Genomic DNA, 12,282 nt, shown 5'->3' on the forward strand with positions numbered 1-12,282 from the left:
GAAGCTTTGAGCTTTGTGAGGTGTCAGGCGTATTTTTGTATAAATAGCAGGCATTTACATAAAATGTGACGTTCACATTTTGTCATAACTTTAATAATTGTATATATTCCTCGCCTAAAACAATAATTAACAAAAGTTAATATAAATGACTGTCAGTTCATCTTCTCAATCTCGTGAAACGCTTCTAAGCGAAAACGAACAACTTGTCTCGACTACCGACCTTAAAGGTGTGATTACTTACAGTAATGATGCTTTTTGTCGTATCGCAGAATACAGCCAACAAGAGTTGCTAGGGCAACACCACAATATCGTGAGGCATAACGATATGCCGAAAGCGGCTTTTGCCGATATGTGGGTTAACCTAAAGCAGGGTAAAGCGTGGCGCGGTATCGTAAAAAATAAAACCCAATCTGGTGGTTACTACTGGGTTGATGCTTACGTTACCCCTATTTATGATGGCGGGAAGGTGAGTGGCTACCAATCGGTTCGTGTTAAGCCTAAAAACGAATGGGTACAAGTCGCGGATAAGGCTTACCAAAGCTTATTGAAGGCAGAGAGATCGGGTCGTCAATGGTCGTTACAGATCAGTGACAGTGTACGTTACGCAGTGTTACTAGGTTCTTTAGCAGCCCCTTTGGTTTCAAACCTGATCGAAGTAGGGCAAGTATCGCAATGGTTGTTGAGCCTACTTCCTGTTTCCGCATTAGCATTGCTTTTCCGACAAGAGCTCATTGATACTCCATTGCAGTTAAAAAAGCTGCAATCTAAATTCGATAGTGTCAGTCGCCTTGTCTATTCAGGTAATAGTCAGTTCTCTGTTGCCGATTTTCACTTAAAACTATTGTCTGCACGAATCCGCACGGTACTAGGTCGCATGACAGACTCAGCCAAGCCACTACAGGATTTGGCGGACAACCTGAATGCTACGTCATTTGAAGTATCTGAAGCTTTAGATCAACAAACAAAAGACATTCTTCAAGTACGAGAGGCGACTGAAGAGGTTGAAGTCACCGCGAACGAGGTCTCTTCTCGTACAGAAGAAGCGCACCAGATTGTTGATGTAACTTTGCAAACCTGTGCTGGTGCTAAAGAGAGCATTAATCAAACCCATCGAAATTTAGAAAGCTTAGCTTCACAGGCTGAAAAGGCGACTCAAACAACTTACCAATTGAGCGATCAAGCGCAGAGCGTAAGCAAGATAATGGAAGAGATTGGTGGAATCGCCGAACAAACCAACTTGTTGGCACTAAACGCAGCAATTGAAGCGGCTAGAGCGGGCGAGCAAGGACGAGGCTTTGCCGTTGTTGCAGACGAAGTACGTGCGCTATCGGGTCGTACGTCAAAGGCGACGGTTCAGATCAAAGAGAGTATCGACACCATGCTAGCGACGATTGAAGGCTGGCAAAAGGATATTCTGGTGAACCGAGAGCAAACGGATGCGTGTGGCGATGTTGCGAAAGTGAGTGCAGATCGCTTGTCTGAAGTCGAAACATTAATGCAATCGATGAACGATTTGATGCAGTCGGTTGAAAGCTCCGCGCATAAACAGCGTCAGCTATCGAGTGATGTAAACCTACATATGCAGTCTATCGCGTCTACTGCAGAGCAAAATTTAGTGGCAACGCATTCCGTGAAAGACCACTCCACTGAGCTAAAAGAGCAAGTGAATGAGTTCTATCACTTGGCGAAGCGCTTCGAAGAGAAGTAGCTGCCAAATTCAAACCCGAATGAGAAATTAAGAAACAAGAAAGAGCCTTGCGAAGCTAGCAGGGCTTTTTTGTGAGCCAAAAGAACAGATAACAGATTAACAGGCAACAGATACAAAAAAGCCCTACTCAAAAGAGTAGGGCTTTCTATTATGTGCTTAGAAATCAGCTAACGGATTAACAGACTAAGCAAGAATCTCTTTCGCTGTGTTTACTACGTTTTCAGTAGTGAAACCGAACATCTTGAATAGCTCGCCTGCTGGTGCAGATTCGCCGAACGTTGTCATGCCGATGATTTTGCCACCGAAGCCAACGTACTTGTACCAGAAGTCAGCGATGCCAGCTTCTACAGCGATACGTGCTGTAACGTCTGACGGAAGTACAGACTCACGGTATTCAGCGTCTTGCTTGTCGAATGCATCAGTTGCAGGCATAGATACTACACGTACCGCTTTACCTTCAGCTGTTAGTTCAGCAGCAGCGCTAACCGCTAGCTCAACTTCAGAACCCGTTGCAATGATGATTAGCTCTGGCTTGCCAGCGCAATCTTTCAGGATGTAACCACCCTTAGCGATGTTTGCTACTTGCTCAGCGTCACGATCTTGTTGTGCAAGGTTTTGACGAGAGAAGATAAGTGCAGAAGGACCATCTTTACGCTCGATTGCCAGTTTCCAAGCAACTGCAGACTCAACTTGGTCACATGGACGCCATGTGCTCATGTTTGGAGTCAGACGTAGAGAAGCGATCTGCTCAACTGGTTGGTGAGTTGGACCATCTTCGCCAAGACCGATAGAGTCATGTGTGTAAACTTGGATGTTCTGAGTTTTCATCAGAGCAGCCATACGCATAGCGTTACGAGCGTATTCCATGAACATTAGGAACGTTGCGCCGTATGGTACGAAACCACCGTGCAGAGCGATACCGTTCATGATAGCCGTCATACCGAATTCACGTACACCGTAGTGGATGTAGTTACCAGAGAAGTCATTTGCTTCAAGAGACTTAGAACCAGACCACATAGTCAGGTTAGAAGGCGCAAGGTCAGCAGAGCCGCCCATGAATTCAGGTAGCATAGCACCGAACGCTTCTAGTGCATTTTGAGATGCTTTACGTGATGCGATGTTTGCTGGGTTAGCTTGAAGATCAGCGATGATTGCCGATGCTTTCTCTTCCCATTCAGCAGGAAGATCACCGTTTACGCGGCGTTTGAATTCAGCTGCCAGCTCAGGGTATGCTGCTTCATAAGCTGCAAGTTTCTCGTTCCACGCTGCTTCCTTAGCTGCGCCTGCTTCTTTCGCATCCCACTCTGAGTAAACTTCCGACGGAATTTCAAAAGGACCGTGCTCCCAACCTAGTTGCTTACGAGTTGCTGCGATTTCATCAGCGCCTAATGGTGCACCGTGACAGTCGTGCGTACCTGCTTTGTTTGGAGAACCAAAGCCGATTACAGTTTTAGTACAGATTAGAGTCGGACGAGGATCCGCTTTAGCTGCTTCGATAGCCGCGTTGATAGCGTCAGCATCGTGACCATCAACTGCTGGGATTACGTGCCAGCCGTAAGCTTCAAAACGCTTAGGAGTATCGTCAGAGAACCAACCTTCCACTTCGCCATCGATAGAGATGCCGTTGTCATCCCAGAAAGCAACCAACTTACCAAGACCTAGCGTACCCGCTAGAGAACATGCTTCGTGAGAAATACCTTCCATCAGACAGCCATCACCCATGAATGCATAAGTGTAGTGGTCTACGATGTCGTGGCCTTCTTTGTTGAACTGTGCCGCAAGAGCTTTTTCAGCCATCGCCATACCAACAGCGTTGGTGATGCCTTGACCTAGAGGACCAGTCGTTGTTTCGATACCTGGTGCGTAGCCGTACTCTGGGTGACCTGGAGTCTTAGAGTGCAGTTGACGGAAGTTCTTAAGGTCTTCAATTGAAAGCTCGTAACCTGCTAGATGAAGCAGAGAGTAAATCAGCATAGAGCCGTGGCCGTTAGACAGGATAAAACGGTCGCGGTCAGCCCACTCTGGGTTTGACGGGTTGTGGTTTAGGTGAGAGCGCCAAAGTACTTCAGCGATGTCAGCCATGCCCATAGGTGCGCCAGGGTGACCAGAGTTTGCTTGTTGTACGCCGTCCATGCTTAGAGCACGGATCGCGTTAGCTAGATGTTTGCGGTTCATAATTGCTTCCAAAATTGATTCGAAATTAAAAATTCGTGGATAGATGTAAAAGAGGAACGAAATTCGTTCCTCTTATTTATTCGGTAGTGATTACAGCTTAGCTGCGATCATGTCTTCTAGTTTGCCTTGGTCTACGGCGAAGTTGCGGATGCCTTCAGCTAGCTTCTCTACAGCCATTGGGTCTTGGTTGTGATCCCATAGGAACTCAGCGTGAGTCATTGCAGCAGGACGCTCTTTAGTACCGTTAGAGTCGATTAGCTTCTCTACTACTTCGCCTTCAGCTGCTTCTAGGTCAGCTAGAAGTTGAGGAGCGATAGTTAGACGGTCACAGCCAGCAAGTTCAAGGATCTCACCGATGTTACGGAAGCTTGCGCCCATAACAACAGTCTTGTAACCGTGCTCTTTGTAGTAGTTGTAGATGTCTGAAACAGAGATTACGCCTGGATCTTCTGAAGCTTCGAAATCGCGACCTTCTTTCGCTTTGTACCAGTCCATGATGCGACCAACGAAAGGAGAGATAAGGAATACGCCCGCTTCAGCACAAGCACGTGCTTGAGCGAAAGAGAATAGAAGCGTTAGGTTACAGTTGATGCCTTCTTTCTCTAGGATTTCAGCCGCACGGATGCCTTCCCAAGTAGAAGCCAGTTTGATAAGGATGCGGTCGTTAGTGATGCCAGCGTCGTTGTACATTTTGATAAGTTGACGAGCTTTAGCAACGCTGCCTTCCATGTCGTAAGAAAGACGAGCATCTACTTCAGTAGAGATACGGCCAGGTACAACGTTAAGGATTTCTTTACCGATGTTCACGTTAAGCATGTCACAAGTGTCTTGAACTTGTTGTGCTTTATCAGCGCTTTGCGCTTTAGCGTATTCGATAGAAGCATCGATTAGAGGTGCGTACTCAGCAATTTGAGCGGCTTTAAGAATTAGAGATGGGTTAGTTGTTGCATCTTCCGGAGTGTACTTGCTGATAGCTTCGATATCGCCAGTGTCAGCTACAACAGTTGTTAGTTTACGAAGTTGCTCTAATTTATTGCTCATTTTGATCATCCTATGTATCGCAGAACACCCCTTTAATGGGAGAGGTGTGGGCATTTGCAAGCGAACTAATGAAGTTCCTCATGGTTGTACCAGTGAGCCTAACTTACATTAATTTAAATTTTTCTCCGAACGAACATTTGCACAGAACATTTGTTCGCTCGATGAGTAAATGATGTAGCCATATTTATCCGATCTAGCCCCAAAGTCAACGGTAAATAGTGCTGTATGGTGACTTCAGTCAAATATATTTCGCTCTAGTAATCATGGGGTATGCAAGCAAACGTTTAACGAACAAAGTGAGGTGAATTAATCAACAACAAAACTATGGTTATGATGCTGAGCAAATGTTCCTTGTTGTTACATATGTTCAGGGTGTAAGCTTGTGTATCACTTACTGAGCTCTCCTATATTAGGAAGTACAGCAGGTAAAATAATTGTTAAATATTGGTTGAGTGGTATATGAGTAAGAATATCCAAGATGTTTCCGAAGAAAACACTGATCTCCTCACTGAAGTAGCCGTTGCTTACTATCAAGATGGCGCTACACAAGAAGAGATCTCTAAAAAGTTCTCTATCTCTCGTGCAAAGGTTGGTCGAATGCTCAAACAAGCCCGAGACGAAGGGATTGTAGAGATTACCGTGAAATATCACCCTGTCTTCAGTGCCAAAATTGAACAACGTCTCATCGAACGGTTTGGTGTTAAGCGTGCGCTGGTAGCATTAGACCAACCGAATGAAGAGAAGCAGCGGTTACAGGTAGCTGGTTTGGTGTCTAACTATCTTACCAGTACACTGAAAAACGGCATGGTGGTGACAGTAGGACAAGGTCGAAACGTATCGTCTGTTGCTCACCATACTGGCGTAATTACCCCACGTGATTGTAAATTCGTATGTGGTATCGGCGGCATTCACCCAAGAGGCGGTATGTTTAACGCCGACCATATATGCAGACAACTAGCGAAAAAGTACGGCGGATCTTCTGAAACCTTGTACGCGCCTGCTTATGCTGAAAACAAAGCACAAAAATCCGCGTTCATGGAAAACAGTACTGTTAAGCAAACACTCGATCTAGCTCGTAAAGCGGATGTCGCATTAGTGGGTATCGGTGATATGAGTGAAAACAGCTATATGGTCGACCTAGGTTGGTTTACGGCGGGAGAGGTCGTTCAATCTCGTTTACTACAAGGTGTCGTCGGTGACTTTGCTGGCTATGACTTTTTCGACGTTCACGGTAAAGCTGCAAATACAGTCATGAGTGACCGTGTGATTGGTTTGGCCTTGGAAGAGTTCCGTCCTATCGCTGATGTAATCGCCATCGCTGCCGAGAACAGTAAGCCATTAGCTTTATTAGGTGCGTTAAGAACTGGCGTAGTTGATGTGATTGCGACTAGTGTAAGTAATGCTTTAACGGTACTTAACTTAGATGAGCAGATGAAACAAGCATCTCAATAGTTTTTTTAGAAAGATCTATTATTTAAATAGGTGGGCGGATTAATTAAAAGTTACACGAATAAAAGATAGAGTTACCTATCTTTTATTTTTATAATAAATTTATGTGCCTATAAGTAAAGTTTATATTATTAAGGTTATAAAAATTACTTATAGGTTTAGTTAGAAAGTTAATTGGTTAATATAATTCCTCATTGTTAAGGTCTCGTTTCATTTAATAAATGAATTATCTCTTTCTGAGAAATTCGACTAACGAGATTACCCTTATGAGGACAACATTAATTTGTACATTTATTACAGCGCTCATCGCTGTTTACTCTGTACAAGCGACGACTTTACCTGCGCCGACCTGGCACACCATGACCTTTATTGACGGCAGTACAAAAGAACTGCGATTAATGGGCTCACAGCATATGTTTTGGTATCAAGACAATGATGGTCACATATACGTTCAGAATACTGATAATCAATGGTATTTTGCCAAATATGAAACAAATGATGATGGTACAGGTCGAGTTGTTTCTACTGGAGTGCTGGCTTCGAGTGAAGCTGAAGTGCCAATAGAATCAAACATAAAAAATCTGAAAATTGATCCAATACACATCAATGAATCTTTTGACTCACCTGCTGCAAACCTTAAAAGATTTACCCCAATAGAAAATCAACGCTCACTTTTAAAAAGTCCTTCGAAAAAAAGAATCACAGAGCAAGCTTTGCTAGTAGTACAAGTTAGCTTTTCAAACGAACAGATAGACAATGACTTTCAGTCGACGATATTTGGTGAAAACCAACAAAGTGTTCAAGATTATTTCCTTAAAAATAGTTATGGGAATTATAAAGTTGTTCCGGCCAAAGAAAATGAAGGAACAAAAAATGATGGCGTTATTAATGTCACGTTGGATATAGATCATCCAAATTGTCACTCTAAGTCTGAAAGTAATTGTCAAAGCAAACTTAATAATGTGTTCACCAAGGCGTATGAAGCGTTAGATGTTGACTTTAATCTTTCTCAATATGACTACAACAATGACGATAGTATCTCCCCACAAGAACTGTCCGTGATGTTTGTGTTTGCTGGTAATGACAAATCTAGTGGTACACGTAAAACGCCCACTATTTGGCCGCACAAGTTTGCTCACCGAACTGTTGAGATAGATGGCAAGCGTATTAGCGCGTACTGCCTATTCGCAGATTATCAAGATGACCACCAATCAACCATGGGTGTTATTGCTCATGAACTTGGACACCTGATGTTGGGGCTGCCGGATCTATATTCTTATAAGCATGATGGTTCGATTGGACATTGGGGGCTAATGGGAGGTGGTAGTTGGGGCAGTAAACCCAGTGACCAGTATGCTGGAGAAACGCCGGTTAACATGTTGGCGTGGAGCAAAGAGGCGTCAGGTTTTTTAAAGCCAAAAGTACTCTCTAATAACGGTAGTGTCGACATAGACACAATCAAGGGAGAAAGTGTTATTCACCTCGATCCTTACCTCAAGCAGTTTGGGCCTCGTGCTTACATTGAAAATAGACGTAAAAATAACTACGACCAAGCGCTTCGTGGAGAGGGTTTGTTAATAACGGCAGTGAATATTGATAACCAATTCAACAGCTCCGGCCCAATGCAAGTGCAGGTATTTCAAGCTGATGGGCAGGGATTGCTTGAGAGCGGATTTTCGTCTGGGGATGATGGTGATGTCTTCCCGGGTAGAGAATCGGTTACTAATCTTTCAGATGACTCTGAACCTTCCTTAACGGCGATTACTGCAGGAAGAAAGACGGATATATCGATAACCAATATTGTCAGCGATGATACCAAAGCGAGTTTCTCTTTATTGGTGCCTAATTCAAACAATAAATCGTCTTGGGTAACCTCATTCGGAAGAACTTACCCACGTTACAACGTGGATAGTAATGTTTTAGGCTTTTCTATTGATGTGGTTAACGGCCAACAAGACATAGCAGGGATTCATTTTTACGCGAAAGCAACCAGCATAGCGATGCCGATGTTCTATCGTTTGGTGGAATACCCATATCAATCAAGATTCGGCAATGCAGCTGTTGACGAGAACGCCGCTCGATTGTTACACCGAGGCGTTGCTCAGCAAGGTGGCGGACAAATCATTTTTGACGAGAAGATTAAGCTTGGTTTAGGCTCTAAGTTAATTGTTCTAGAGATTGAAAATGGTACTCCTGAATACTCAACTCAGTTTTTAGATGCGTATTTAGGAGACGGACAAAGAAAAAGACAGTTTTCGGGAACCATTTCTGATTACAAAACTCGAGGTTTGAGTCGTGGGTTTGGTCAGAATTTCCCTTTTGCAGTACTTTTTGAACTGCCGACACAAGACAAACCTATTGTTGTTGACGATAGGATATCGACCGATGAAGACATCCCTTTTATGCTCAATCTGTTGGCGAATGATATCAATCTACCGAAGCCTAATAATTATGTTGTAGAACTAGGGCAGAAGCCGACTAAAGGGGTGATAAAAGATGGAACTTACTTTCCGCTGTCAGACCAGTTTGGTCGTGATAGTTTTACATACCGTTTGGTAGATCGACTAGGAAATAAGACGGACTTTGCTGATGTCGAAGTTGATATAAATCCAGTGAATGACGCCCCGAAGTTCACTCTAGATCGGTTAGACGCAAAGTCTGAGCCTGGTGAAACCGTAATATTCACGGTAACTAATATTATCGATGTTGATTCTTCGGAGCACCAAATTACGTGGTCTCAAGTACAAGGACCAAGATTGTTGTTAGGTGGCGCACAATCTAAAGCCCTTAAAGTGACGATACCTAGAGATGCTTTGGAAGGTGAGCAATACAAATTTTCTATTCTGGTACAGGACTCGTCAGGAGGGTATACAAAGCAGTCTGTAGTGGTTGATGTGCGAAGAAAGCAAGCATCACTCTTGGGTACTAAATCTCTGCAAGTAAAATATGGAGATGAAATCGATTTGGTTCCTAATATTAACGGAGATGTTCACACATTATATATATTGGAATCTCCACGTAATGGTATTGCAAAAATTGTCGATAGTAAGATCGTTTATAACGCACCGAATCAACGTAAGTTGGCTCTAATTGACACTATTAAATATAAGGCTTTATCGGCCGATGGTGTTGAATGGGTTGGTTCGTTTGATATAGAAGTTCTACCGAATGTTTCAAATGAATCCTCGGTTCCTTATTGAGCGACAATTACCCTGACCGGTTCAGCGACAATTAGATAGGCCGGTTGATCTGCTACATTCTGGACAAACTCTCTACCGGAAAGCTTTGTGCCAGGGAAACGAATTACAGATCAACAAATAAGGCTATACATGGCTAATCGAAAAGATAAAACACAAACCACCTCCGCGGCTAAAGCCGGCTTCTCTGAGCGTTCCGCTCGTCGAATTGAATCAGGACAGCGACAATTAGGCCCAATTAAGACTCGAGGTTATCGAACAAGAACCGACCCCCTTGAACCGGTCTGGAACTCAGTGGTTCTTCCACTCCTTGAACGCTCAGCGTCAATTACCCCTGTCGGTATTTTTGACTATCTTTGTGAAGAGCATAGCGATAGTTTTTCACCCAACCACCGACGCACATTAGAACGTCGAGTCCGTCAGTGGCGCCTGTTACACGGAGAAGATAAAGAAGTCATCTTCCGTCAGGAAAAGGAGTTTGGCAAACAAGGGATCATGGACTTTACATGGGCCGACTTCATCGTGACGATCCAAGGTGAAAAACTGGAACATAGACTGTTTAATTATCGTTTGCCCGCCAGTGGTTGGAGTCATGCACAAGTGGTTTACGGTGGGGAAAGCTTTACAGCCGTTGCTACAGGGCTAAAAGGGGCTTTTGAGCGCTCAGAAGGGGTCCCTCTTGAGGTGAGAACAGACAGCTTAAGCGCTGCTTATAAAAATAACACATCTGAACGTGAATTTACGGAGAGCTTCCAACAACTCGCGACACATTATGGCTTCCAACCAACGAGAAATAATACCGGTATAGCTCATGAAAATGGTGCCATAGAAAGCTCGAATAACCACCTGAAGAACCAAATTCGCCAAGCGTTGGCGATCCGAGGCTCCAATGACTTCGAGACAATAAATGAGTACGAGTTGTTCGTTAACCAACTCGTTGAGCGACGTAATCGTCGCTCAAAACCACTGCTAGTTGACGAGCAGCGACAATTACAACCGCTCCCTAAATACGACTGCGTCAATTACACCGTTCATGTACTGAAGGTGTCGACAACAAGTACAGTCCAACTCAAGAGGGTCACTTATTCAGTTCCGTCCCGCCTTATTGGGGGGACGGTTCGTGTCCACCTCTTCGATAAAACGCTCGAAGTCTATTGTCATGACGAACATACCCTAACCCTAGACAGAGTTCATACACGCTCATGCCGTCGAGGTCATCAAATTGATTATAGGCACATCATTGGTTCTTTAATGAAAAAGCCAAGAGCCTTCAGAGGCTGTCAGTGGCGAGACGAAATGTTACCAAGTGAGGATTATCGTCAAATCTGGCAGTACGTCGATGCTCAGCTCACAATGGACGAGGCAAGCTTCTATATGGTGAAGCTGTTGAATGTGGCCAATAAGTCAGAAAGGGAGGAAGCGGTTGGCCGGTTCGTGCTAGATGGTATCAGAGTGGGTCGTCTACCCACTCTGTTCGACTGTGAAGATAGGTTCTTACAAGATGAAGTCTGGACGGACAGTCCAAAAGTAGAGCAGCATACCTTATCGAGCTATCAGCAAATCTTAGAAGGGGTGAAATAATGTCAGAGCAGCATGTTCTTCCTCTTCTCCTCAAATCTTTACGCCTTGGTAGTCTTGTCTCTCAATGGGAGCCAATGGCAGAAAAAGCGCGTGATCAAAGCTGGTCAGCAGAGCGCTATCTTGCAGAGTTATGTCGCCTAGAGCTAGATAGTCGTGAGGAAAAGCGCCTACAGAGGCACTTAAAAGAATCTAACCTTCCAGCAGGTAAATATCTTGATGGTTACGACTTCGCAGCGGTGAGTGGCATAAATAAAGCACAAGTATGGCACTTGGCTAACCATAGAGAATGGGTAAAAACAGGCGATAATATCTTACTGTTCGGGGCGAGTGGGTTAGGTAAAACGCATTTAGCTGCCGGACTGGGTTTTAAGCTGATAGAGCATGGCCACCGTGTCAAGTTCATGAGTGCCAACTTGCTGGTACAGCAACTTCAACTCGCCAAAGAGGAGTTGAGACTGTCAGAAGCCTTGATGAAGCTAGATAAGTACAATGTACTTATCTTAGATGACATAGGTTATGTACAAAAAACGAGTGAGGAGACCAGTGTATTGTTCGAGTTGATAGCGCATCGCTATGAACGATACAGCTTAATCATCACATCAAATCAATCGTTCGAAGAATGGGATGAACTGTTCGACAATACAGTGATGACAGTAGCAGCAATAGATAGGCTGATCCATCATGCGAAGATCTTACAATGCAAAGGTGAAAGTTATAGGAGAAAGGAAGCACAACGAAACCTAAGTTAAACAGGACTTCAACCGGCCAGGCTAATTGACGCTGGATCGGTCAAGTTAGTTGACGCTACATAGTTCCTATAACTCAAAGCGATTCGTCAGGGGGAAGCTCCTCATTACCTATTCTTTTAATTCTGTTTTTACTCTTCCGGTTGAGAGCACATCGATAGAATAAAATGACAAAAGAGAGCTATATTGATTAGCTCTTTTTTTACCTGTTTCTAAATTTTAACTCAAAAAATGAAGTTATCTGTCGCGTTTCTGCATCAAGAGCTACATCTATAGGTGTTTAGTTTCATTTGTGCGTAATCTTGATCACAGAAACGAACAATGCTCAGTTTGTGTGACTTTTGAACTTTAGCCTTATAAATGTCGATTATTTACATAAATTTCA

At 43.9% G+C, this 12,282-nt stretch carries 8 protein-coding genes; 6 read left to right on the forward strand and 2 right to left on the reverse strand.

Features of this window, described 5'->3' with window-relative positions; genetic code table 11:
• Window positions 1–145 precede the first annotated feature (145 nt).
• Complete coding sequence (locus tag M4S28_RS21475; protein WP_249632800.1) at window positions 146–1,708, forward strand: methyl-accepting chemotaxis protein; 1,563 nt, start codon at window positions 146–148, stop codon at window positions 1,706–1,708.
• A 183-nt stretch (window positions 1,709–1,891) separates the two neighbouring features.
• Here the strand turns inward: M4S28_RS21475 and tkt are convergent, their stop codons facing one another.
• Both tkt and tal read right to left on the reverse strand, forming a co-directional pair.
• Complete coding sequence (gene tkt, locus M4S28_RS21480; RefSeq protein WP_004731573.1) at window positions 1,892–3,883, reverse strand: transketolase; 1,992 nt, start codon at window positions 3,881–3,883, stop codon at window positions 1,892–1,894.
• Between the two features lie 90 nt (window positions 3,884–3,973).
• Complete coding sequence (gene tal / locus M4S28_RS21485; RefSeq protein WP_029224345.1) at window positions 3,974–4,924, reverse strand: transaldolase; 951 nt, start codon at window positions 4,922–4,924, stop codon at window positions 3,974–3,976.
• 459 nt (window positions 4,925–5,383) lie between these two features.
• Between tal and M4S28_RS21490 the strand changes: the two genes are divergently transcribed.
• The 5 genes from M4S28_RS21490 to M4S28_RS26640 all read left to right on the forward strand — a co-directional run bounded on the left by M4S28_RS21490 (window position 5,384) and on the right by M4S28_RS26640 (window position 12,058).
• Window positions 5,384–6,376: a sugar-binding transcriptional regulator gene (locus M4S28_RS21490; protein ID WP_017077507.1), complete on the forward strand. Its 993-nt coding sequence runs from the start codon at window positions 5,384–5,386 to the stop codon at window positions 6,374–6,376.
• A 263-nt stretch (window positions 6,377–6,639) separates the two neighbouring features.
• Complete coding sequence (locus tag M4S28_RS21495) at window positions 6,640–9,573, forward strand: M6 family metalloprotease domain-containing protein (RefSeq protein WP_249632801.1); 2,934 nt, start codon at window positions 6,640–6,642, stop codon at window positions 9,571–9,573.
• Between the two features lie 87 nt (window positions 9,574–9,660).
• Window positions 9,661–11,151, forward strand: a complete 1,491-nt coding sequence (istA, locus tag M4S28_RS21500) for an IS21 family transposase (RefSeq protein WP_249631603.1) — start codon at window positions 9,661–9,663, stop codon at window positions 11,149–11,151.
• On the forward strand, window positions 11,151–11,900 hold the full coding sequence (gene istB, locus M4S28_RS21505) for an IS21-like element helper ATPase IstB (protein ID WP_249631602.1): 750 nt from the start codon (window positions 11,151–11,153) through the stop codon (window positions 11,898–11,900). Before istA ends, istB begins: the two co-directional genes overlap by 1 nt.
• Before the next feature lie 110 nt (window positions 11,901–12,010).
• Window positions 12,011–12,058, forward strand: coding sequence for a hypothetical protein (locus tag M4S28_RS26640; RefSeq protein WP_503032800.1), 48 nt, complete (start codon window positions 12,011–12,013; stop codon window positions 12,056–12,058).
• The last annotated feature ends 224 nt before the right edge of the window (window positions 12,059–12,282 follow it).

Origin of the sequence: Vibrio sp. J383 (assembly GCF_023503985.1) — a bacterium.
Taxonomy (GTDB): domain Bacteria; phylum Pseudomonadota; class Gammaproteobacteria; order Enterobacterales; family Vibrionaceae; genus Vibrio; species Vibrio splendidus.

What these genes read in the sequence shown, in the direction of transcription:
- M4S28_RS21475 (WP_249632800.1), top strand. Translation starts at nt 146, where the DNA reads ATGACTGTCAGTTCATCTTCTCAATCTCGTGAAACGCTTCTAAGCGAA.
- tkt (WP_004731573.1), bottom strand. Translation starts at nt 3,883, where the DNA reads ATGAACCGCAAACATCTAGCTAACGCGATCCGTGCTCTAAGCATGGAC.
- tal (WP_029224345.1), bottom strand. Translation starts at nt 4,924, where the DNA reads ATGAGCAATAAATTAGAGCAACTTCGTAAACTAACAACTGTTGTAGCT.
- M4S28_RS21490 (WP_017077507.1), top strand. Translation starts at nt 5,384, where the DNA reads ATGAGTAAGAATATCCAAGATGTTTCCGAAGAAAACACTGATCTCCTC.
- M4S28_RS21495 (WP_249632801.1), top strand. Translation starts at nt 6,640, where the DNA reads ATGAGGACAACATTAATTTGTACATTTATTACAGCGCTCATCGCTGTT.
- istB (WP_249631602.1), top strand. Translation starts at nt 11,151, where the DNA reads ATGTCAGAGCAGCATGTTCTTCCTCTTCTCCTCAAATCTTTACGCCTT.